Source organism: Nocardia sp. NPDC055029 (assembly GCF_053608525.1).
Window position 1 is genome coordinate 147193 of the sequence record NZ_JBSGVQ010000012.1, and the last position, 21080, is coordinate 168272.

Sequence of the window (21080 nt, forward strand, 5' to 3'; positions counted from 1 at the left end):
TGGTCTAACCAGGCTCGACCGCGACCAGGTGGGCGACGGTTTCGGCGCCGGCCGACCACTGCGCGACGGTCTGTTCGATCTCCTGGTCGCGGGCGGTGAGCCGGACCTGATGCTGGTGCATGTGCTCGGCCCAGGAGCGTACGACGAAGGCCTCGACAAATCGGTCGACGATGCCGACGTCGCGGTAGAGCCGCCATTCCATCGCGCCGGTGCGCTGTCTGGACCGGCCGACCATGGCCATCGCCGCGGTGAATCCGGCGACATCCTCGGCCGGCACGTCGTAGCCGCGCATCACCAGGACCGGCCCGTCCTCGGGGTCGGGTTCGACGACGAGCTGCGGTTCAGGCCAGAACGCGGCCGGTGACAGGTCGATGTCCTCGACGTTGTGCCGGATCGGCCACCACAGCGTGCTCACCGCGCAGCAGGCCAGCAAACCCGCCGCGATCAGCAGCGCCGCCACAGCGCTGTACGCACCGGCGACCAGACCCCACAGCAGCGAGCCGATGGCCTGCCCGCCCATGAACACCAGCATGTACACCGACAGACCACGTGCCCGCACCCAGGCGGGCAGCAGCAACTGCATGGTCGAGTTCAGCGTCGCCATGGCGAGCAGCCACGCCAGGCCTGACCCGACCAGCAGCACCAGCACGATCGGGACGCTCGGCACCAGCGCCGTCGCCACCGCGCCGAGCCCGAACAGCACCGCGGCCAGCGCCAGCCGCTGGGTCGGGGTGAACAGCACCCGCAGCCGGGACAGGCCGAGCGCGCCGCACACCGCGCCGAGGCCGAGCGCGCCGAGCAGCAGACCGTAGCCGTCGGAGGCCAGCCCGAGCCGGTCGTGCGCGATGACCGGCAGCAGCGACCACACCGCACTGGCGGGCGCGATGAACAGGATCGCGCGGAACAGCACCCGCCGGATCGCGGGCGCGGCGCGGATGAACCGGGTGCCTGCCTGCAGTGCCGCGAGCGGGCGCTCGCTGGGCAGGGTGCGCACCCGGATCGGCCACCGCGACACCAGCAGCACCGCGACGATGCCGACGAACGAGAGCGTGTTGAACCCGAACACCACCGTCGGCCCGGCGATCGACACGATCACGCCGGCCACCGCCGGCCCGACGGCGCGGCCGATATTGACGCTCATGCTGCCCAGCGCCGCCGCGGAGGTGATCTGGTCGCGCGGCACCAGTTCCGGTTGGATCGCCTGCCACGCGGGTGCGGTGAGCGCCTGCCCGCAGCCGAGCAGGAACAGCAGAGTCAGCAGCACCGCGGGCGTGGTGTGCCCGGTGGCGGTGAACACGGTGAGGGTGAGCGAGGCCAGCGCCATTCCCGATTGCGCGCCGATCAGCAGCCTGCGCCGGTCGACCAGGTCGGCGAGCACCCCGGACGGGATGGACAGCAACATCACCGGCAACGCGAGCGCGGTCTGCACGAAGGACACCAGCGCCGCCGCGTTCGGCTGGTCGACCAGGATCCACTGCGCACCGACCGTCTGCATCCACGTGCCCAGATTCGACACCAGCTGCGCGATCCACAGTGCCCGGAACACCGGCGATCGCAACGGCGCCCACGTCGACACCGGTTCCGCCGCCACACTGTTCACCCGCCGAGCATATCCCCGGCGACCGTGCGCGACCGTGTGCGCAACGGCGGCAGGTCCGGTGCGGTCGCGAGACGGATTCGCCGCAGCTCGAGCCGAATTCACCCCTCCGCCACGTACGATGGGCTACATGTCGGCAACCCTGATCCGTCTCGCCGCGCTCTGTGTGCTCGCCACCGCCGCGGCCACGGCCTGCTCCTCCGATTCGCCGAAGGCGCCGGACGACACCGCGACCCCGATGGGACACACCTACATCTCCACCGAGGTCGAGGGCGACCCGATCCCCGGCGGCGGTCCGATGACGCTCACGTTCGCCGACGGACGCATCTCGGCGAACTCCGGCTGCAACACCAGCAGCGGCACCGTCGACCTGAGCAACCATGTCCTGAGTACGTCGCCGCTGGCGAGCACCCTGATGGCATGCACCGACGAGGTCGGCATGTCCGACGCCTGGCAGAACTCCTTCCTGGAGTCCGATCCCACCTGGCGTCTGGACGGCGACAAGCTGACCCTCACCGGCACGACCGCCACCATCCACCTCACCGACAAGAAGATCGTCACCCCGGACAAGCCGCTGACCGGCACCACCTGGGTCGTCACCACCCTGATCACCGAGCAGGGCCAGGTCCGCTCCACCACCCTCGACGAGGTGAGCCCCAACCTGACGATCGGCGCCGGCGGCACCGTCAACGGGATGGCGGGCTGCAACCGGATGACCGGCACCGCGGGCGTCGGCCCCGGCGACGCGGTGAACTTCGCCGTCGCCACCACCAAGATGATGTGCGCACCGGATGTCATGGAGATCGAGAACACCGTGCTGCGCGCCCTCGACGGCCGCACGACGGCCACCATCGACGGCGACAGCCTCACCCTGCGCAACGGCAACGGCACCGGCCTGATCCTGCACGCGCAGTAGCGACGAACGACGAAGGGCCGGAAACCGTTTCCGGTTCCCGGCCCTTCGCTACAGAGCTACCCGATCAGGGCAGGGGTCCACCCGCGGCGATCGCCGACAGGGTCGCGAACTCGTCCGCCTTGAGCGAGGCACCGCCGACCAGGGCGCCGTCGATGTCGGTCTGGCCGACCAGCTCGCCGACGTTCTTGGCGTTGACCGACCCGCCGTAGAGCACGCGGACACCCGCGGCGACCTCCGGGGAGGCCAGCTCGGCCAGCTCGGCCCGGATCGCGCCGCACACTTCCTGCGCGTCGGCCGCCGAGGCGACCTTGCCGGTGCCGATCGCCCAGACCGGCTCGTAGGCGATGACGATCTGCGAGATCTGCTCGGCCGTCAGGCCTTTCAGCGAACCGCGCAGCTGCTCGAGGTTGTACTCGACGTGTGTGCCCGCCTCGCGGACGCCGAGACCCTCGCCGATGCAGACGATCGGGGTTATCTCGTTCTTCAGCGCCTGCTTGGTCTTGGCAAGCACGGTCGCGTCGTCCTCGTTGTGGTACTGACGACGCTCCGAGTGCCCGACCACCACGAAGGTGCAGCCCAGCTTGGCCAGCATCGACCCGCTGATCTCGCCGGTGTAGGCGCCCGCGTCGTGCACCGACACGTCCTGCGCACCGTAGGTGAGCAGGAGCTTGTCGCCCTCGACCACCGACTGCACGCTACGCAGATCGGTGAACGGCGGGATCACCGACACGTCGACCTTCGCGAAGTACTTCTCCGGCAGCGCGAAGGCCACCTTCTGCACCAGCGCGATGGCCTCGAGGTGGTTGAGGTTCATCTTCCAGTTGCCCGCGATGAGCGGCTTACGTGCTGCCATCGCTCAGCCCTCCAGCACCGAAATACCGGGCAACTCTTTGCCTTCCAGGTATTCCAGGGACGCGCCGCCACCGGTGGAGATGTGCGAGAAGCCGTCGTCGGGCAGGCCGAGGGTTCGCACGGCAGCCGCCGAGTCACCGCCGCCGACGACCGTGAACGCACCCTTGCCGGTGGCGGTCACGATGGCCTCGGCGACGCCACGGGTGCCCGCGGCGAACTGCTCGAACTCGAACACGCCCATCGGGCCGTTCCAGAACACCGTCTTCGCCTCGGTCAGCAGCGCGGCGAACCGCGACACCGACTCGGGGCCGATGTCCAGGCCCATCCAGCCCTCGGGGATCTCGGTCGACGCGACGGTCTTCGAGTCCGCGTCGGGCGCGAACTTGTCGGCCGCCACGATGTCGACCGGCAGGTGCAGCACGTCGCCGAAGCGCTCGAGCAGCGACTTGCAGGTGTCGATCATCTCGGCCTGCAGCAGCGAGGTGCCCACCGAAAGGCCCTGTGCGGCAAGGAAGGTGAAGCACATGCCGCCGCCGATGACCAGGGTGTCGACCTTGGGGGCCAGCGCCTCGATGACCGCGAGCTTGTCGGAGACCTTGGAGCCGCCGAGCACCACCGCGTACGGGCGGGCCGGGTCTTCGGTGAGCTTGCGCAGCACCTCGACCTCGGCAGCCACCAGCGTGCCCGCGTAGTGCGGGAGCACCTGGGCGACGTCGTAGACCGACGCCTGCTTGCGGTGCACCACACCGAAACCGTCGGAGACGAACGCACCGTCGTCGCCGACCAGCTCGACGTAGGCGGCGGCCAGCTTGGCGCGCTCCGCGTCGTCCTTGCTGGTCTCGCGCGCGTCGAAACGCACGTTCTCGAGCAGCAGCACGTCGCCGTCGGTGAGGCCTTCCGAGCGCGAGAGCGCGTCGTAGCCGACCACGTCACCGGCGAGCTGGACGTTGCGGCCGAGCAGCTCGGCCAGTTTCGCCGCCACCGGGGCCAGCGAGAACTTGGCGTCGGGCTCGCCCTTGGGGCGACCGAGGTGGGCCATCACGACCACCTTGGCACCGGCCTCGACCAGCGCCTGGATGGTCGGCACCGAGGCGATGATGCGGCCGGGGTCGGTGATCTGACCGTTGTCGTCGAGCGGGACGTTGAGGTCGGAGCGCACGAGCACGCCCCGGCCCTCGACACCCTCGGCCAGCAGATCTTGCAGTGTCTGGACTGTCATCGGGTTCAGAGCGACTTGCCGACGAGATCGACCAGGTTGGCCAGGCGGTTGGAGTAGCCCCACTCGTTGTCGTACCAGGACACGACCTTGACCTCGTTGCCGATGACCTTGGTCAGCGGCGCGTCGTAGATCGAGGAGTGCGGGTCGGTGACGATGTCGCTCGACACGATCGGGTCCTCGTTGTACTTCAGGATGCCCTTCATCGGCCCCTCGGCGGCGGCCTTCATCGCGGCGTTGATCTCGTCGATGGTGGCGGCCTTGGTCAGGGTCGCGGTCAGGTCGGTGACCGAGCCCGTCGGGACCGGAACGCGCAGCGCGTAGCCGTCCAGCTTGCCCTGCAGCTCGGGCAGCACCAGGCCGATGGCCTTGGCGGCGCCGGTGCCGGTCGGCACGATGTTCAGGGCAGCGGCGCGGGCGCGACGCAGGTCCTTGTGCGGCGCGTCCTGCAGGTTCTGGTCCTGGGTGTAGGCGTGGATGGTGGTCATCAGACCCTGCTCGATGCCGAACGAGTCGTGCAGGACCTTCGCGATCGGGCCGAGGCAGTTGGTGGTGCACGAAGCGTTGGAGATGATGTTCTGGCTGCCGTCGTACTTGTCGTCGTTGACGCCCATCACGATGGTGATGTCGTCGCCGGTGGCAGGCGCGGAGATGATGACCTTCTTGGCGCCGGCGGACAGGTGACCCTTGGCCTTCTCGGCGGCGGTGAAGATGCCGGTCGACTCGACGACCACGTCGACGCCGAGGTCGGCCCACGGCAGCGCCGAGGGGCCCTCCTTGATCGCGAGCGCCTTGATGCGCTGCTCGCCGACCACGATGGTGTCACCGTCGACGGAGACGTCCTGCGGCAGCCGACCCAGGATCGAGTCGTACTTCAGCAGGGTGGCGAGGGTGCTGATGTCGGTGAGGTCGTTGACCGCGACGATCTCGATATCGGTCTTGCCGACAGCCTTCAGCGCCTCCACCGCACGGAAGAAGTTTCGTCCGATACGACCGAAGCCGTTGATACCTACCCGGACAGTCACGTTATCGCTCCTCAGCTTTCAAGCGGATTCATTCCGACCGTCACCACACTAGTAGCCGTCTGTCGACTTCACGACAGCCACCTGTGATTTGTGAGGTCCCTGCCCCCGGCCTGCAGGAATCCCAGAATAAAGGGCAGAGCGGTCACGCATGACCGCTCTGCCCTAAACGTCGGATTCGCCACAGCGAGCGGCGACCGCACTACGCGTCGTCGAGGAGTTCCGCCGTCACCGCCGATTCGGTGTCGGGGATGCCGAGGTCCTTGGCCCGCCGGTCCGCCATCGACAGCAGGCGCCGGATCCGTCCGGCGACAGCGTCTTTCGTCATCGGCGGTTCGGCCAGCTGACCGAGCTCCTCGAGCGAGGCCTGCCGGTGCTGGACACGCAGCTTGCCCGCGGCGGCCAGATGATCCGGCACGTCGTCGGCGAGGATCTCCAGCGCCCGCTCCACCCGCGCCGCCGCGGCGACGGCCGCCCGTGCCGACCGGCGCAGGTTGGCGTCGTCGAAGTTGGCGAGCCGGTTGGCGGTGGCCCGCACCTCGCGGCGCATCCGGCGTTCCTCCCAGGTGAGCCTGGTGTCCTGCGCGCCCATCCTGGTGAGCAGCGCGCCGATCGCCTCGCCGTCACGCACCACCACCCGATCGGTGCCGCGGACCTCGCGCGCCTTGGCGGTGATGCCGAGCCGCCGGGCGGCGCCGACCAGCGCCAATGCCGCCTCCGGGCCGGGGCAGCTCACCTCGAGCGCCGAGGAACGCCCCGGCTCGGTGAGCGAACCGTGCGCGAGAAACGCACCGCGCCATGCCGCTTCGGCGTCACCGATACTGCCGCCGACCACCTGGGCGGGCAGCCCGCGGACGGGACGCCCGCGCACGTCGAGCAAACCGGTCTGGCGCGCCAGCGCCTCGCCTTCCTTCGACACCCGCACGACGTAGCGGGACGTCTTGCGCAACCCGCCCGCGCCGAGCACGTGCACGTCGGAGCCGTACCCGTAGAGCTCGAAGATCTCCCGGCGCAACCGCCGCGCGATGGACCCCATGTCCACCTCGGCCTCGACGATCACCCGGCCCCCGACAATGTGCAGACCACCGGCGAACCGCAGCAAGGCCGACAATTCCGCCTTGCGTGAGCTGACCTGCGATACAACGAGCCTGCTCAGCTCGTCCTTCACCTCGGCTGTCATCGCCACGAGACGCGCTCCTTTCCCACCGACCCGGAACGCACATCCGATCCCGTGTGCCGTCCCTCGACTCGAAGCCCTGCCAGTTGCGACCGCGGCTGCCGGATCAGCTGATCCAGTGCGGCGGCTAGTTTTCCGGGATGATGCCGATCCGTTCCCGGCTCGGCGACATCGCTGAACGTTACCCGTGCGCGCAACTGTTCGGCGGCTCTTGCCACATGTTCCCGTTGCCGCCCCTCGGGCACCGACGCCGAGTCGACGAGCACGTCGTCGACCGCGAAATCCGGTGCGTGCTGGGACAATACATGCAGATGACGTTCGGCCGAAAAGCCGGCTGTCTCCCCCGGCTCGGCGGCCAGGTTCAGCACGAGCACCTTGCGCGCCCTGGTGTGCACCAGCGATTCGTGCAGTTGCGGCACGAGGACATGCGGAATGACGCTGGTGAACCACGAACCAGGGCCGAGCACAACGACATCCGCGTGTTCGATGGCCGAGGTCGCCTCGGGGCTGGCAGGCGGATCGGACGGAATCAGCCGCACCCGCCGGACCTTACCCGGCGTGGTCGCCACCGCAACCTGACCGCGCACGCACCGCCCGATCCGTGGATCCGCTTCCAGGCCCGAGACTTCGGCCTCGATGTCGAGCGGGATCGGCGACATCGGCAGCACCCGGCCGGTGATCCGCAGCAGCCTGCCCACCTCGTCGAGCGCGGCCACCGGGTCGCCGAGGACATCGGTGAGCCCGGCCAGGATCAGATTGCCGACCGAGTGACCGGCCAGCGCGCCCGTTCCGCCGAAACGGTGCTGCACCGTCGTCGCCCAGACGCCGTCGGCGTCCTCGGCGAGCGCGGCCAGCGCCATCCGCAGGTCACCCGGCGGCAGCATGCCCAGTTCGGCGCGCAGCCTGCCCGACGACCCGCCGTCGTCGGCGACGGTGACGACCGCGGTGATGCGCCTGGTCAGCCTGCGTACCGCCGTCAGGGTCGCGTAGAGCCCGTGTCCGCCGCCCAGCGCGACAACGGCCGGGTCGGCTTCCCATCCACTCATTCGCGCCCCAGATCCCGGTGCACGACGCGGACGACGTCCACCGCCGCGTGCCCGGTATCGGCGCCGATGCGCTCGCCGAGCGCCTCGGCGATCGCGACACTGCGATGCTTGCCGCCGGTGCACCCCACTGCCACCGTCATGTATCGCTTCCCCTCTTGGCGGTATCCGGTCGTGGTCAGGTCGACGAGATGGTGGCAGGTTTGCAGGTAGTCCTGCGCACCCGGCCTCGACAACACGTAGTCGCTGACCACCGATTCCTGGCCCGTGTGTTCCCGCAGCTCGGGAATCCAGTGCGGATTGGGCAGAAATCGGACATCCAACACCATGTCGGCGTCGAGTGGAACACCGTACTTGAATCCGAACGACTGCACGGTCAGTTGCAGCGCGGCGGGCGCGCCAGCACCGTAGACCTCCTCCAGCTTGCGGTGCAGCTGGTGGATCGACAGCTCGGTGGTGTCGATGACGACATCGGCCGCCGCCTTCACCGCGGCGAGCCGGACCCGCTCGGCGGTCAGGCCCGCCGACAGGGTGCCGTCGGGGCTGTCGCTCTGCAACGGGTGCCTGCGCCGTGCGAAGCCGAACCGCCGGATCAGGACGTCGTCGGAGGCTTCGAGGAACAGCACGCGTGTCCGGATGCCCGCCGAGCGCAGTTGCTCGGTGACGCCGGAGAGGTCACCGGTGAAGAACCGGCTGCGCACGTCCATGACCAGCGCCAGACGCCGGATCGGTGGTTCGGCTGCGGCGCCGAGCTCGATCATCCGCCCGATCAGTTCGGGCGGCAGGTTGTCGGTGACGTACCAGCCGAGATCCTCCAATACGCGCGCGGCTGTACCGCGGCCCGCGCCGGACAAGCCGGTCACGATGACCACTTCTACTGGTTGCTTTTTGTCGGTGACCGACCCGGTCTTTCCGGGTACCGCCCCCGCATTGTTGTTCGATTCGACGCGTGTCATGTCCTACCGGATCCGTTTCTGGGTGCCTTTCGATCATCCCGCACCGGTTCGGGTATCGGGCGCAGACACACAACGTACGGCACTCGCAATCTTGCGTCCTGTGATCCGCGCCCGTCCCCGGCTACGGGCTGTTCAGTGCTTCCAACACCGCTTTCGCCGTGGAGACGCCGATACCCGGCACCGATGTGATCTCTTCGACAGTCGCGTCCTTGATACGGGCGACCGAGCCGAAGTGGGTGACCAGCGCGGTTCGCCTCGCCTCGCCGAGTCCACGCACCGAGTCCAGCGCGGACGCCGTCATCCGGCGCGAGCGCTTGCTGCGGTGGAAGGTGATCGCGAAGCGGTGTGCCTCGTCGCGCACGCGTTGCAGCAGGTAGAGCGCTTCGCTGTTGCGCGGCATGATCACCGGGTCGGGTTCGCCGGGCACCCAGACCTCTTCGAGCCGCTTGGCGAGGCCGATCACCGCGACATCGGTGATGCCGAGTTCGTCGAGCACCTCGGCGGCCGCGGCGACCTGGGGCGCGCCGCCGTCGACGACGTAGAGGTTGGGCGGGTAGGCGAAGCGTCGCGGCTTGCCGGTGGTCGGGTCGACGCCGGGGCGCGAGGTCGGCTCGTCGGTGTCGTCGATCTCGACGTCGACGACCTGCTGGCGGTCGCGGGCCAGTCTGGCGAAGCGGCGCCGCGTCACCTCGGCGATGCTGCCGACGTCGTCGGAGCGGCCATCGCCCGCGGCCTCCTTGATCGCGTAGTGGCGGTAGTCGGATTTGCGGGCAAGGCCGTCCTCGAAGACCACCAGCGAGGCGACGACATCGGTGCCCTGGACGTGGCTGATGTCGACGCACTCGATCCGCAGCGGTGCGCTGTCCAGGTCGAGGAAGTCCTGGATGTCCTGCAGCGCTTGCGATCTGGAGGTCAGGTCGCCCGCGCGCTTGAGTTTGTGCTGGGCCAGGGCTTCACCCGCGTTGCGCTGCACCGTCTCGGCGAGCGCCTTCTTGTCGCCGCGCTGCGGCACGCGCAGCGAGACCGCCGAACCGCGCAGCCTGGTCAGCCAGTCCTGGATCTCCTCGGCGTCGCCGGGCAGCTCGGGGACCAGCACCTCGCGCGGAACGACGACGACATCACGGTCGGCGTTCTGCTCGGCCATCGCGGCCTGTTCGCCGTAGAACTGGGTGAGGAACTGTTCGACCAGCGCCGCGAGTTCGGTGCCGGATTCGGCGACGTCGAGCGCGTCGCCGGACTTGTCGACCACCCAGCCGCGCTGGCCGCGCACGCGGCCGTCGCGGACGTGGAAGATCTGGACGGCGGCTTCGAGTTCGTCGGTGGCGAAGGCGATCACGTCGGCGTCGGTGCCGGAGCCGAGCACCACCGCCTGCTTCTCCAGCGCGCGGCGCAAGGCCTGCACGTCGTCACGCAGGCGGGCGGCGGTCTCGAAGTCGAGGTCGTCGGCGGCCTCGTGCATGCGCCGTTCCAGCGCGCGCACCATCTTGTCGGTCCTGCCGGAGAGGAAGTCGCAGAAGTCGTCGACGATCTGGCGGTGCTCGTCGGCGGTGACCCGGCCGACGCACGGCGCCGAGCATTTGTCGATGTAGCCGAGCAGGCAGGGACGCCCGATCTGGCTGTGCCGCTTGAAGACTCCGTTGGAGCAGGTGCGCGCGGGAAACACGCGCAGCAGCAGGTCGAGTGTCTCGCGGATCGCCCAGGCGTGGGCGTAGGGGCCGAAGTAGCGCACGCCCTTCTTGCGGGCGCCACGGTAGACGAACAGGCGCGGGTACTCCTCGTTCAGCGTCACCGCCAGCACCGGATAGGTCTTGTCGTCGCGGTAGCGGACGTTGAACCGCGGGTCGAATTCCTTGATCCAGTTGTATTCGAGCTGCAGCGCCTCCACCTCGGTGGACACCACCGTCCACTCGACACTCGCCGCCGTGGTCACCATCTGCCTGGTCCGCGGATGCAGCGAGTACACATCGGCGAAGTAGGAGTTCAACCGGCTGCGCAGGCTCTTGGCCTTGCCGACATAGACGACCCGCCCGTGCACATCCCGGAATTTGTACACACCGGGTTCGACGGGAATAGTGCCCGGCGCCGGCCGGTACGTCGCGGGATCTGCCACCCATCCAGCCTAGCGAGCACATCCGACACGCCGGTCGCGCTCCGGACTTCGGCTCCCACCGAGATGACGCGCGCGCACCATGGGTTCCACCGGCCGTGCTGATCAGCACTCGGACGACCGCGCAACGGCAGGCCCGCCGGCTCGCCTGTGTAGCGTGGGTGGCCGGCTTCCGTGCCGGAAAGGACCTCCGATGACCAACGCGCCCGCTGCCCCACTCCACGATGACCTGTTCGACGAGGCCACCCCGCCGGGGGTCATGCCGGGCACCGTGCGCGGTGCGCGGCTCATCGCCGCGGTCGCGGCCGCCGTCGGCGTCGTGCTGATCGCCATCACCGTCGCGCTGGGCACCGGAGGTTCGCTCGGTGCGCTGATCGCGGGTTACCTGCCGACTTTCGCGCTCATCCCGCTGGTGCTGCTGTTCGGTCGCGGCGGTGACCTGATCCGGAAGGCCGCGGTCGGCGTCGCCGCGCTGGCTGGTCTGGTGTCGTGCACCGGGATCCTCACCGGGCTGCCGCCGGGCGCTGTCGGCATCGTCGCCAACGGTGCGGTGGCCGCGCTGCTCCTGCGGCCGTCGGCCAAGGCCTGGTTCACCCGCGAACGCTGACCTGCTGGGCCGTTCGGATCACCCGGCCGTGCGGATGCCGTGCTCGGCGAGCGCGTCGATGAGCGCGCGGGGACGCTGGGTGGTCGGGACCGCGGCGACGAGGGCGAAGCGGGCGCCGAGGGTGGTCGCGCCGCCGTCGGCTTCGGTGCTGTCGCCGATCATCAGGACCCGCTCGGGGGCGACCCCGAGGCGGTCGGTGGCGTCGCGGAAGATCTGCACGTCCGGCTTGATGGCGCCGACCTCGTAGGACAGGGTCATCGCACCGATCAGGTCCGCCCACCCGCGTGCCGCGAAAGCGGGGCGGATGTCGAAGGCGATATTGCTGACGATGCCGATCGGAATGCCCTGGGCGGCCAGGGATTCCAGGACGGTGCCGGTATCGGGATACGGCGTCCACGCCAGCGGGTCGATGAGTCGCGCGTAGAGGCGGGCGGCCTTGGTGTCGGGGACCCCGGAGCCACGCAGCACTTCGAGATAGGCGTGCCGGTGCAGGGCCGGGTCGAGATCACGGTTGTCCCAGGCGTGCTGACCTGCCGCGTCGAAGGTCATGAACTGCTCGACCGGCGCCGTCATCCGCCGCAGTACTTCGGCTTTCGCCGCGACGTCGAACGGTGCGCCGTCGTCGTCGATCAGCTCGTCGGCCCAGGTCCGATCGTCTTCCAGACGGAAGACCGTGCCGGAGAAGTCGAACAGCACCGCGTCGATATCCATCTCGCCAGGGTAGCGAGCCCCGCACGGGGCGCCGGGCGGAAAAATGGTCCGGCAACCGAAGATTCGTGCCGTCGTCACCGGCGCGTCGACGGCGCGGCAATCCGTCGACCGCGGGCGCTGCGCCGGAAAAAGGCGGCAGGAGTGGGCCGTGCGGAGTTACGCTGCCATGATGACGCCAAGGCGACAGACGTGGATCGGGGCCGCGGCGGCCGGAGTGCTCACGGTAGGTCTACTGACGGGCTGCTCGTCGAACGACGCCGCGGCAGCCGAATGCACGAGCACGCCGAACGGCACTCCCGTCTCGGCTGCGCCTGCCACCGGCGCCCCGACCACGCAGAATCTCAGCACCAACCCGGAGATCGCGTCGGGGTACCGCTCGGACATGACCGCGGTGCGCACCCGCACCTACGCCGTCTCCACCGCCAACCCGCTGGCCACCGAGGCCGCGTGCCGGGTGCTGCGGGCCGGCGGCACTGCCGCCGACGCGCTGGTCACCGCGCAGGCGATGCTCGGGCTCGTCGAACCGCAGGCTTCCGGCATCGGCGGCGGCGCGTTCCTGCTGCACTACGACGCGAAATCGCGCACCGTCGAGGCCTACGACGGCCGCGAGACCGCGCCCGCCGCGGCCACCGAGAACTACCTGCGCTGGGTCAGCGACACCGACCGCACCGAACCCGCCCCGAACACCAGGGCCAGCGGCCGGTCGATCGGGGTGCCCGGCGTGCTGCGGATGCTCGAGCTCGCGCACCGCGAGCACGGGATGACCGCGTGGAAGGAACTGTTCGACCCGGCGATCAGCCTGGCCGACAGCGGTTTCGCGATCAGTCCGCGGCTGGCCGGGCAGATCGCCGAGTCGGCCAAGGACCTCTCCGCCGACGAGGGCGCGCGTGGGTATTTCCTCGAAGCGGACGGCGCACCCAAGAAAGCAGGCACGGTCCTCACCAACCCGGCCCTGTCGAAGACACTGTCGGCCGTCGCCACCGACGGCGCGCAGGCCCTCTACACCGGAGCCATCGCCCAGGACATCGTCGAGGCGGCGGGCAGCACCGCCGGCGGGCGCACCCCCAGCCTGCTGACCACCTCCGATCTGGCCGACTACCAGGTCAAGAAGCGCGCCGCGCTGTGCACCGGCTACCGCAAATTCGAACTGTGCGGCATGCCTGCCCCGTCCTCGGGCGGCAGCACCGTCGCCGCGACGCTCGGCATCCTGGCCAACTTCGACCTGGCCGCCCTGCGCCCGCAGGACCTCGATGCCAACGGCGGGCGCCCCGACGCGCAGGCCGTGCACCTGATCTCCGAGGCGGAGCGCCTGGCCTACGCCGACCGCAACAAGTATGTCGCGGATCCGGATTTCGTTCCGCTGCCGGGCAATTCGGTGCTCTCCCTGGTGCACCCGCAGTACCTGAAGCAGCGTTCGACGCTGATCGACCCGCAGCGCAGCATGGGCACCGCCAAGCCCGGCGACCTCGGTCCGGTGCCGCTGGGCAACGGTCCCCAGCCGCCCGAACACGGCACCAGTCACATCTCCGTCGTCGACAAGTACGGCAATGCCGCCGCGATGACCACCACCGTCGAGGCGGCGTTCGGCTCGTTCCACTTCGTCGACGGATTCCTGCTGAACAATCAGCTCACCGACTTCGCGTCCGACCCGCTGGACCCGGACGGCACCCCGGTCGCCAACCGCCTGCAGCCCGGCAAGCGCCCCCGCAGCTCGATGGCCCCCACCCTGGTGTTCGACCGTGACGATGCGGGCAACCGCGGCGACCTCGCCCTGGTGACCGGTTCGCCCGGCGGCGCGGTGATCATCCAGTTCGTCGTGAAGACCCTCGTGAACGTCCTGGACTGGGGCGTCGACCCGCAACAGGCCGTCTCCGGCGTCTCCTTCGGCGCGGGCAACACCCCGGTGACCGGCATCGGCGGCGAACACCCCGACATCGATGCCACCGACAACGGCGACCACGATCCCCTCGTCCAGCGCCTGCGCGCCATGGGCCACCAGGTCTCGGTGGCACCACAGACCAGCGGTCTGAGCGCGCTGCAACGCGACGGCAAGGACGGCTGGATCGGCGGCGCCGACCCCCGCCGCGAAGGAGCGGTCCTCGGCGACACCCGCTAGCGGGTCAGTCCTGGGCGGACGAATACTTGGCGCCCAGCTCACGCAGGCGCTCGATAGCGTCGGCGGCATGGGCCTTGTCGTTCGACCGGATCGCCAGCATCGGGACGTAATCGTCGTCGGCCAGCTCGAGGCGTGCCCACGACTTGCGGTCGGGGAACGCGGCGCCGCGGATGTAGGACCACGGGTACTCGTGATCACCGAGGATATTGCGGACCGAGACCCCCGCGGCGCCCGCGCGGACCCTGGGCCGGGTGAGCAGCAGGACTGCGGCCGCGCCGAGGACGCCGATCAGGATCATCCCGATCTGGTCGGCGACCCGGAAGTTCACCCCGGTCGAACCGGTGCGCAGCAGCAGACCACCGGCGGTGAAGAAGACGAGGATGACGATCGCGACCACCACCGCGGTCCGGATCGCGCGCCGCGGCCGCACCTCGAATTCCCAGGTCGCCCCGGGTTCGGGTGCGCCCGCACCGCGCCGCCAGGTCCGCACCACCGGCACGGTCACGCCGATCGCAGAGCGCGCAGGGTGAGCGCGGCGTCCAGGGCGGCGGCGCAGGCCTGCTCGCCCTTGTCCTCGGACGAACCGGGCAGCCCGGCGCGGTCGCGCGCCTGTTCCTCGTCGTTGGTGGTCAGTACACCGTTGGTGACCGGGGTGGCCGCATCCAGCGACACCCGGGTCAGGCCCGCGGTCACGGCGTCACACACGTACTCGAAATGCGGTGTGCCACCCCGGATCACGACACCGAGCGCGACGACGGCGTCGTGCGTGCGGGCCAGTTCCTGCGCGACGACCGGCAGTTCCATCGCACCGGCGCAGCGCACCACGGTCACCTGCTCGACGCCGGCTTCCTCGGCGACCCGCTGCGCGTTGGCGACGAGGGTGTCGCAGATCTCGGTGTGCCACCGCGAGGCGACGATGCCGAGTTTGACGTCTTTGGCCTGTGCCAGCGCGAAGGACGGGACGCCCGTGCCGCTCATCGTTGCTGCCTTTCGGGAGTGTGCGTGGTGGTCACTGCGCGGTTTCGCCCAGATCCAGGTCGTCGAGGCCGATCAGGTCGTGGCCCATCCGATCCCGCTTGGTACGCAGGTAGTGCAGGTTCTCGGCATTGGCGCGCAACGGCATCGGCACCCGCTCGGTGATCCGCAGGCCGTAGCCGTCCAGACCGACGCGCTTGGCCGGGTTGTTGGTGAGCAGGCGCATCGACCGGATACCCAGGTCGACCAGGATCTGCGCGCCGGTGCCGTAGTCACGGGCATCGGCGGGCAGGCCGAGATCGAGATTGGCGTCGACGGTGTCGCGGCCGGTGTCCTGCAGCTGGTAGGCCTGCAGCTTGTGCATCAGGCCGATGCCACGGCCCTCGTGCCCGCGCATGTAGAGCACGACACCGCGGCCCTCGGCGTCGACCATCTCCAGCGCAGCGTCCAGCTGCGGACCGCAGTCGCAGCGCAGCGAACCGAAGACATCGCCGGTCAAGCACTCCGAGTGCACGCGCACCAGCACGTCCTCGCCGTCGCCGATGTCGCCACGCACCAGCGCGACGTGTTCGGCCTCGTCGAAGATGCTCTGGTAGCCGACCGCCTTGAAGTCACCGTGCGCCGTCGGGATCCGCGCCTCGGCCACCCGCACGACATGCTTCTCGTGCTTGCGCCGCCACGCGATCATGTCGGCGATCGAGATCATCGCCAGATCGTGCTCGTCGGCGAAGACCCGCAGCTCGTCGGTGCGGGCCATGTGCCCGTCGTCCTTCTGGCTGACGATCTCGCAGATCACGCCCGCCGGGCGCAGACCGGCCATCCTGGCCAGATCGACCGCGGCCTCGGTGTGGCCGGGGCGGCGCAGCACGCCGCCGTCCTTGGCGCGCAGCGGCACCACGTGACCGGGCCGGGTGAACTCGTCGGCCTTGGCCTCGGCACTGGCCAGCAGGCGCATGGTGACCGCGCGGTCGGCGCCCGAGATGCCGGTCGTGATGCCCTCGCGGGCGTCGACCGAGACGGTGTAGGCGGTGCCGTGCTTGTCCTGGTTCATCGCGTAGGCGGGCGGCAGGCCGAGGCGGTCGCAGTCGTCGCCGGTCAGCGGCACGCAGATGTAGCCGGAGGTGTAGCGGATCATGAACGCGACCAGCTCCGGAGTGGCCTTCTCGGCCGCGAAGATGAGATCGCCCTCGTTCTCCCGGTCCTCGTCGTCGACGACGACGACAGCCTTGCCGGCCGCGATATCGGCGACCGCGCGCTCGATGCTGTCCAACCTGGTCACGTCTGCTTGCTCCGTATTCTTGGCGGCTGGCGCCGCGGATTTCTCGGCCTCTCGGCCTCGATTCTTCCTACACAGTACGGCGTGCTCCAGGCGCTTTCGGTGCCGCCCGGGGCCGCGGTAGGTCAGCCTCGCTGGGCGAGTCGCTCCACGTACTTGGCGATCACGTCGACCTCGAGATTCACCGTGGTGCCGACGGGCGCGGTGCCGAGGACGGTCAGCGCCAGCGTGGTCGGAATCAGGGAGACCTCGAACCAGTCGCGGTTGCCGTCGGCGGCTGGCTCGTCGGCGATGCCGAGGCCCGACACGGTGAGGGAGACGCCGTCGACGGTGATCGAGCCCTTCTCCACCACGTAGCGCGCGATCGCGTCGGGCAGCGAGATCCGGACGACCTCCCAGTTCTCCGACGGCGTCCGCGAGAGCACGGTGCCGGTTCCGTCGACGTGACCCTGCACGAGATGGCCGCCGAGGCGGCTGTTCAGCGCGGCGGCGCGCTCCAGGTTGACCCGGGAGCCGGCGACCAGAGCGCCGATGCTCGACCGGTTCAGCGTCTCCGCCATGACGTCGACGGTGAAGCTGTCGCCGTCGATCACATCGACGACGGTGAGGCAGACACCGTTGACGGCGATCGAATCGCCGTGCCCGGCATCGGAAGTCACCAGCTTGCCGCGGATCGTCAACCGGGCGGCGTCGGCCAGCTGTTCGGTGGCGACGATCTCGCCCAGCTCTTCGACGATCCCTGTGAACATGCCTGACTCCCTTGTCGCGTCATCTGTACCCGTTGGGCCCAACAGCAGGTGGGTGGCCGCTATTCCCGGCGGCACCCGCTCGCCGCACAGCCTAGTGGCGGGCGGGGTGAGGCCTGCCGGGTCGGGGTCGAATCGGACCTCGGGCACGGTCACATCCGGGGAAACGGACAGCGGTGCATCGATCCGGCGGTGAATGCAGGCCGACATGATGAAACCCCGCCGTTAATCATTCCGGCGGTAATTGTTCAATCGAATTTTCGGAGAATCGGTCACAGCCATTCCTTCGGCGGCTCTAACCTGTACTTACCCTTGAATTACGAACTAGAAACACGGTGATTCGAATGCTTGCGCCGGGCAGGCCATTGACGCAATATTGTTATGTCGCCGATTCCTGCTGTTCAACTATTCGTCTCGGCCTGGTCGGCGGCGCATTCGGGCCGCGGCAAGGCAGCCGTAGGCAGTTCGACCCAGGGATAGTCCACCACTCCAGGAAGTCAGACAATACTGTGGGTCACAACAGGTTCGATACATGTGGGGGTGCCGTGTGAGCACATTGGTCGATTCCACGCTGGAAATTCGCTGTGTCCGTTATCGGCGGGAACTGCACCTGCCCGCGACGATCGATCCCGATTCCCGGCGCATTCTGCTGTTGATCGGCGCGCACTACGGCGCGGTCACCATGCCGGGCGATCTGGGCGAGCGGGTGCAGGCCCGGTTGCGCAGCGCCGCGATCGCGGGTCCGGTCGTCGACCACCCGCGGGCACGGCGCTGGACCTTCCTCACCGGCCCGTGCCGCCCCGACAGCATCACCCCCACCGCGTCCGCCGAATTGTTCCGGCTCTACACGACGGTCGCGTGCCACGGCAGCCAGATCGTGCTGCCGTCGCCCGACGACGAGCGCACCGGCTACCGCACCTGGGTGCAGGCGCCGGTGGCGGCCGACACCCGGCCGCCGGTGCACGCGGTGATCGAAGCGGCGCGGGCGCTGGGCACCCGCACACTCCGCTCGCTCTGATCGAATGCGCGACCTACGGCTGCCAGACGGCAGTCGCGATGCTGCGCAGCGTCTGCACGGCCGCACCGGGATCGGCGGTGTTGTAGACCGCCGAGCCTGCGACGAAGCAATCGATGCCCGCCGCGGCAGCCTGCTCGATGGTGTCGAGGTTGATGCCGCCGTCGATTTCGACGACGAGCTGCAATTCACCCGCGTCGACCAGGTTGCGCACGATCCGCGCCTTCTCCAGCACGCCCGGAATGAACGACTGCCCGCCGAAACCGGGCTCGACGCTCATCACCAGCAGGGTGTCGAATTCGCGCAGGATCTCGAGGTACGGCTCGATCGGCGTATTCGGCTTCACCGACAGCCCGGCCTTGCCGCCCGCGGCGCGGATGTCGCGAGCCACCGCGATCGGATCGTCGGTCGCCTCGGCGTGGAAGGTGACGTTGTAGGCGCCCGCTTCGGCGTAGCCCGGCGCCCAGCGGCCGGGGTCGTCGATCATCAGGTGGCAGTCGAACGGGATGTCGGTGGCCTTGAGCAGGCTCTGCACGACCGGCAGGCCGAGTGTGAGGTTCGGCACGAAGTGGCCGTCCATGACGTCGACGTGGAGCCAGTCGCAGCCTTCGACAGCGGCCGCCTCGGCAGCCAGGTTCGCGAAGTCCGCAGACAGGATGGACGGGGCGATCATCGGCTTGGCCGGGCGGGAGAACGTCGGTGTGGACACAGCGCGCAAGTGTAGCGACCAAATGGTGATTGCCCTGCCGGGATGTGGGTAGCCTCCATAGGGTGACCAATATTTCGGCGGAACAAGGGCTGTTCAGCGCCCCGGTGGAGATTCGCGTAGCAGCTTCGTTGACCCAGCTGCCGATCCTGCGCGGCCTGGCCGAAACCCTGGTCCTGCTCAGTGATTTCACCCTCGACGAGGTCGCCGACGTGCGCCTGGCCGTGGACGAGGTCTGCTCGACGCTCATCGCGATCGCGGCGCCTGGTTCGACGCTGACCTGCGAATTCGTCGTCGGCGACAGCGAACTGATGGTGCGGGTCGACGGCGTCGCCGCGGCCGAGGGCATGCCCGATCAGCGCAGCTTCGGCTGGCACGTGCTGCGCACCCTCAGCGACGAGGTGAGCGCCGATCAGCAGGGCTTCGACACGGTCGTATCCGGTTATCCGACGACGGTCCGATTCCGCCGGGTCCGGGGGAAGGCGTAGTGCACGGCGAGGACACCACCGAAGACCACAAGCCCGACCAGGAAACCCGAGCCGAACCGCAGGCCGCCGACAACGGCGCCGCGGCGGAGAACCCGGCCGAGGAGATCGTCGACGAGGACGCCGAGACCGAGGAGCCGGTATCCGGCTACGACGACGTCAGCGCGCTGTTCGAGCGTCTCGCGGCGACCGAACCCGGCAGTGTCGCGCACGCGGTCGCGCGGGACGCGCTGATCAACCGGTGCATTCCGCTGGCCGATCACATCGCCAGGAAGTTCAGCGGGCGCGGCGAACCGTTCGACGATCTGTCGCAGGTGGCGCGCGTCGGCCTGGTGCACGCGGTGGACCGGTTCGATCTGAGCCGCGGCTCGAACTTCCTGTCCTTCGCGGTGCCGACGATCATGGGCGAGGTCAGGCGCTATTTCCGCGACAACACCTGGGCGATGCGAGTCCCCCGGCGGGTCAAGGAGACCCACCTACGCATCGGCGCAGCGGTCGATCAGCTGTCGCAGCGGCTCGGTCGCTCCCCGACCGCGAAGGAGATCGCGGCCGAACTCGAGGTCGACCCCGACGAGGTCACCCAGGCGGTGATCGCGGGCAACGCGTATCAGCCCACCTCGATCGATGCCGCCTCGGTCGGGCGCGACAGCGATGCCTCGCTGCTCGACACCCTCGGCGAGGAGGAATCGCAGTTCGACCGGGTCGAGGAGTACATCGCGGTGCGACCGCTGCTGGCGGGCCTGCCCGAACGCGAGCGCCGCATCCTGACGATGCGCTTCTTCGAGTCGATGACGCAGACCCAGATCGCGTCCCAGCTGGGGATCTCCCAGATGCACGTCTCGCGTATCCTCGCGAAAACCCTGGCCCGCCTGCGCGAATTGTCCGAACGGGACTGAGGTCACCGGGACAACGATGTCCCTACGCGCCCTGCCGTTCGCGCCGCAGCCGGGCGGGCGCCCGCAGCCACCAGGCGCTGTCGAGGAGTTCGGCGAGCTGATCGGCGTCGACCACCGCGAGATCGACGAGGACGTACGGACTCCTGTCGTAGTGCGGTGTCGTGTAGAACGCCGGATCACCGGAGGCCAGGAGGGCTTCCTTCTCCCCCGGCTCACACAGCACTGCGAGCCCACCCTCGGCCTCGACCCGCAACCGCGCGAACCCCTTCCCCTCGACCTTCAGCCCGGGACTACGCCACCAGGTGCCTTCCTCCACACCCGGCAGCGCCGTCGCCACGTCCACCACCTGCTCCCACGTCATCGCCATGCCCCGATTCTGCGCCTGTTCGTGCGCCGGGCGATTGGACGAATGTCACGTATCGGCGGTTCGCGCCGAGAGCCAGGCCCGCTCGGGACAGACCCGGAGCGAGACCGGTTGCCCGGCGCCTGCGGGCCATTCCACCGTGTTCGAGCCGAGCCCGCTGTCGCGGTTGCCCAGTGTCGGCAGCCGCGGTGCGAGCCCATCCCGTACGCTCCCGCCGGAGATCGCCGAGTCCGAGTCTGTGATGGCGCTCATCGAGCGGGGAAAGGCTGATGGGCAGATCGCCGGCGATGACGTGCG

The 21080-nt window shown here is 69.2% G+C and carries 22 protein-coding genes; 6 read left to right on the forward strand and 16 right to left on the reverse strand.

The features are described 5' to 3' along the window. Nucleotides 1-4: 4 nt before the first annotated feature. A complete protein-coding gene (locus ACWF9G_RS14150) occupies nt 5-1591 on the reverse strand; it encodes an MFS transporter (RefSeq protein ID WP_452515635.1) in 1587 nt (528 codons plus the stop codon). Nucleotides 1592-1727: 136 nt separating this feature from the next. On the opposite strand from ACWF9G_RS14150, the gene ACWF9G_RS14155 reads away from it, so the two are divergent. Next, nucleotides 1728-2513, forward strand: a complete 786-nt coding sequence (locus ACWF9G_RS14155) for an META domain-containing protein (protein WP_452515617.1) — start codon at nt 1728-1730, stop codon at nt 2511-2513. Between the two features lie 64 nt (nt 2514-2577). On the opposite strand, the gene tpiA is transcribed toward ACWF9G_RS14155, so the two are convergent. The 7 genes from tpiA to uvrC form a co-directional block, all read right to left on the reverse strand. Further along, nucleotides 2578-3366 (reverse strand): triose-phosphate isomerase, encoded by a 789-nt coding sequence (gene tpiA, locus ACWF9G_RS14160; RefSeq protein ID WP_379309917.1) that lies wholly within the window; start codon nt 3364-3366, stop codon nt 2578-2580. A gap of 3 nt (nt 3367-3369) precedes the next feature. Continuing rightward, entirely contained in the window at nt 3370-4584 is a 1215-nt protein-coding gene (locus ACWF9G_RS14165; protein WP_452515618.1) for a phosphoglycerate kinase, read from the reverse strand. A 5-nt stretch (nt 4585-4589) separates the two neighbouring features. After that, entirely contained in the window at nt 4590-5606 is a 1017-nt protein-coding gene (gene gap, locus ACWF9G_RS14170; protein WP_379309915.1) for a type I glyceraldehyde-3-phosphate dehydrogenase, read from the reverse strand. A gap of 199 nt (nt 5607-5805) precedes the next feature. Further along, nucleotides 5806-6789 carry a DNA-binding protein WhiA gene (gene whiA, locus ACWF9G_RS14175; RefSeq protein ID WP_067493655.1) on the reverse strand — a complete coding sequence of 328 codons (984 nt, stop codon included), beginning with the start codon at nt 6787-6789 and terminating at the stop codon, nt 5806-5808. Beyond that, on the reverse strand, nt 6780-7826 hold the full coding sequence (locus ACWF9G_RS14180) for a gluconeogenesis factor YvcK family protein (RefSeq protein WP_189023569.1): 1047 nt from the start codon (nt 7824-7826) through the stop codon (nt 6780-6782). The genes whiA and ACWF9G_RS14180 overlap by 10 nt, the downstream gene beginning before the upstream one ends. Beyond that, nucleotides 7823-8779 (reverse strand): RNase adapter RapZ, encoded by a 957-nt coding sequence (rapZ, locus tag ACWF9G_RS14185; RefSeq protein ID WP_379309913.1) that lies wholly within the window; start codon nt 8777-8779, stop codon nt 7823-7825. The genes ACWF9G_RS14180 and rapZ overlap by 4 nt, the downstream gene beginning before the upstream one ends. Before the next feature lie 121 nt (nt 8780-8900). Next, nucleotides 8901-10889 (reverse strand): excinuclease ABC subunit UvrC, encoded by a 1989-nt coding sequence (gene uvrC / locus ACWF9G_RS14190; protein ID WP_379309912.1) that lies wholly within the window; start codon nt 10887-10889, stop codon nt 8901-8903. A 190-nt stretch (nt 10890-11079) separates the two neighbouring features. Here uvrC and ACWF9G_RS14195 point away from each other — a divergent pair, with 190 nt between their 5' ends. Beyond that, a complete protein-coding gene (locus ACWF9G_RS14195; RefSeq protein ID WP_379309911.1) occupies nt 11080-11493 on the forward strand; it encodes a hypothetical protein in 414 nt (137 codons plus the stop codon). An 18-nt stretch (nt 11494-11511) separates the two neighbouring features. On the opposite strand, the gene ACWF9G_RS14200 is transcribed toward ACWF9G_RS14195, so the two are convergent. Together ACWF9G_RS14200 and ACWF9G_RS14205 are read right to left on the reverse strand one after the other, a co-directional pair. Next, nucleotides 11512-12204, reverse strand: a complete 693-nt coding sequence (locus tag ACWF9G_RS14200; RefSeq protein ID WP_452515621.1) for an HAD family hydrolase — start codon at nt 12202-12204, stop codon at nt 11512-11514. Nucleotides 12205-12360: 156 nt separating this feature from the next. Continuing rightward, nucleotides 12361-12603: a hypothetical protein gene (locus ACWF9G_RS14205; protein WP_452515623.1), complete on the reverse strand. Its 243-nt coding sequence runs from the start codon at nt 12601-12603 to the stop codon at nt 12361-12363. Between ACWF9G_RS14205 and ACWF9G_RS14210 the strand changes: the two genes are divergently transcribed. Beyond that, complete coding sequence (locus ACWF9G_RS14210; protein ID WP_452515624.1) at nt 12587-14320, forward strand: gamma-glutamyltransferase family protein; 1734 nt, start codon at nt 12587-12589, stop codon at nt 14318-14320. The genes ACWF9G_RS14205 and ACWF9G_RS14210 overlap by 17 nt on opposite strands. 4 nt (nt 14321-14324) lie before the next feature. Here the strand turns inward: ACWF9G_RS14210 and ACWF9G_RS14215 are convergent, their stop codons facing one another. The 4 genes from ACWF9G_RS14215 to ACWF9G_RS14230 form a co-directional block, all read right to left on the reverse strand. Beyond that, the gene (locus ACWF9G_RS14215) at nt 14325-14825 is read right to left on the reverse strand and encodes a PH domain-containing protein (RefSeq protein WP_379309909.1); all 501 of its coding nucleotides are present in this window, start codon (nt 14823-14825) and stop codon (nt 14325-14327) included. Next, nucleotides 14822-15298, reverse strand: a complete 477-nt coding sequence (gene ribH, locus ACWF9G_RS14220) for a 6,7-dimethyl-8-ribityllumazine synthase (RefSeq protein ID WP_189023584.1) — start codon at nt 15296-15298, stop codon at nt 14822-14824. The genes ACWF9G_RS14215 and ribH overlap by 4 nt, the downstream gene beginning before the upstream one ends. Nucleotides 15299-15329: 31 nt before the next feature. Further along, nucleotides 15330-16574: a bifunctional 3,4-dihydroxy-2-butanone-4-phosphate synthase/GTP cyclohydrolase II gene (locus ACWF9G_RS14225; protein ID WP_379032565.1), complete on the reverse strand. Its 1245-nt coding sequence runs from the start codon at nt 16572-16574 to the stop codon at nt 15330-15332. 122 nt (nt 16575-16696) lie between these two features. Continuing rightward, the gene (locus ACWF9G_RS14230; protein WP_189023588.1) at nt 16697-17320 is read right to left on the reverse strand and encodes a riboflavin synthase; all 624 of its coding nucleotides are present in this window, start codon (nt 17318-17320) and stop codon (nt 16697-16699) included. A 544-nt stretch (nt 17321-17864) separates the two neighbouring features. Here ACWF9G_RS14230 and ACWF9G_RS14235 point away from each other — a divergent pair. After that, nucleotides 17865-18335 carry a hypothetical protein gene (locus ACWF9G_RS14235; RefSeq protein WP_379309907.1) on the forward strand — a complete coding sequence of 157 codons (471 nt, stop codon included), beginning with the start codon at nt 17865-17867 and terminating at the stop codon, nt 18333-18335. Between the two features lie 13 nt (nt 18336-18348). On the opposite strand, the gene rpe is transcribed toward ACWF9G_RS14235, so the two are convergent. Further along, nucleotides 18349-19005, reverse strand: a complete 657-nt coding sequence (gene rpe / locus ACWF9G_RS14240; RefSeq protein WP_379033572.1) for a ribulose-phosphate 3-epimerase — start codon at nt 19003-19005, stop codon at nt 18349-18351. 98 nt (nt 19006-19103) lie between these two features. Here rpe and ACWF9G_RS14245 point away from each other — a divergent pair, with 98 nt between their 5' ends. Together ACWF9G_RS14245 and ACWF9G_RS14250 are read left to right on the forward strand one after the other, a co-directional pair. Then, nucleotides 19104-19526 carry an ATP-binding protein gene (locus tag ACWF9G_RS14245; RefSeq protein ID WP_379309906.1) on the forward strand — a complete coding sequence of 141 codons (423 nt, stop codon included), beginning with the start codon at nt 19104-19106 and terminating at the stop codon, nt 19524-19526. 104 nt (nt 19527-19630) lie between these two features. Further along, nucleotides 19631-20419: an RNA polymerase sigma factor SigF gene (locus tag ACWF9G_RS14250; RefSeq protein ID WP_452515637.1), complete on the forward strand. Its 789-nt coding sequence runs from the start codon at nt 19631-19633 to the stop codon at nt 20417-20419. Between the two features lie 22 nt (nt 20420-20441). Here ACWF9G_RS14250 and ACWF9G_RS14255 read toward each other — a convergent pair whose 3' ends face one another. Next, nucleotides 20442-20786 (reverse strand): MmcQ/YjbR family DNA-binding protein, encoded by a 345-nt coding sequence (locus tag ACWF9G_RS14255; RefSeq protein ID WP_452515627.1) that lies wholly within the window; start codon nt 20784-20786, stop codon nt 20442-20444. Between the last annotated feature and the right edge of the window lie 294 nt (nt 20787-21080).

What these genes read in the sequence shown, in the direction of transcription:
- ACWF9G_RS14155 (WP_452515617.1), top strand. Translation starts at nt 1,728, where the DNA reads ATGTCGGCAACCCTGATCCGTCTCGCCGCGCTCTGTGTGCTCGCCACC.
- tpiA (WP_379309917.1), bottom strand. Translation starts at nt 3,366, where the DNA reads ATGGCAGCACGTAAGCCGCTCATCGCGGGCAACTGGAAGATGAACCTC.
- ACWF9G_RS14165 (WP_452515618.1), bottom strand. Translation starts at nt 4,584, where the DNA reads ATGACAGTCCAGACACTGCAAGATCTGCTGGCCGAGGGTGTCGAGGGC.
- ACWF9G_RS14180 (WP_189023569.1), bottom strand. Translation starts at nt 7,826, where the DNA reads ATGAGTGGATGGGAAGCCGACCCGGCCGTTGTCGCGCTGGGCGGCGGA.
- rapZ (WP_379309913.1), bottom strand. Translation starts at nt 8,779, where the DNA reads ATGACACGCGTCGAATCGAACAACAATGCGGGGGCGGTACCCGGAAAG.
- ACWF9G_RS14195 (WP_379309911.1), top strand. Translation starts at nt 11,080, where the DNA reads ATGACCAACGCGCCCGCTGCCCCACTCCACGATGACCTGTTCGACGAG.
- ACWF9G_RS14200 (WP_452515621.1), bottom strand. Translation starts at nt 12,204, where the DNA reads ATGGATATCGACGCGGTGCTGTTCGACTTCTCCGGCACGGTCTTCCGT.
- ACWF9G_RS14210 (WP_452515624.1), top strand. Translation starts at nt 12,587, where the DNA reads ATGACCGCGGTGCGCACCCGCACCTACGCCGTCTCCACCGCCAACCCG.
- ribH (WP_189023584.1), bottom strand. Translation starts at nt 15,298, where the DNA reads ATGAGCGGCACGGGCGTCCCGTCCTTCGCGCTGGCACAGGCCAAAGAC.
- ACWF9G_RS14230 (WP_189023588.1), bottom strand. Translation starts at nt 17,320, where the DNA reads ATGTTCACAGGGATCGTCGAAGAGCTGGGCGAGATCGTCGCCACCGAA.
- rpe (WP_379033572.1), bottom strand. Translation starts at nt 19,005, where the DNA reads ATGATCGCCCCGTCCATCCTGTCTGCGGACTTCGCGAACCTGGCTGCC.
- ACWF9G_RS14255 (WP_452515627.1), bottom strand. Translation starts at nt 20,786, where the DNA reads ATGGCGATGACGTGGGAGCAGGTGGTGGACGTGGCGACGGCGCTGCCG.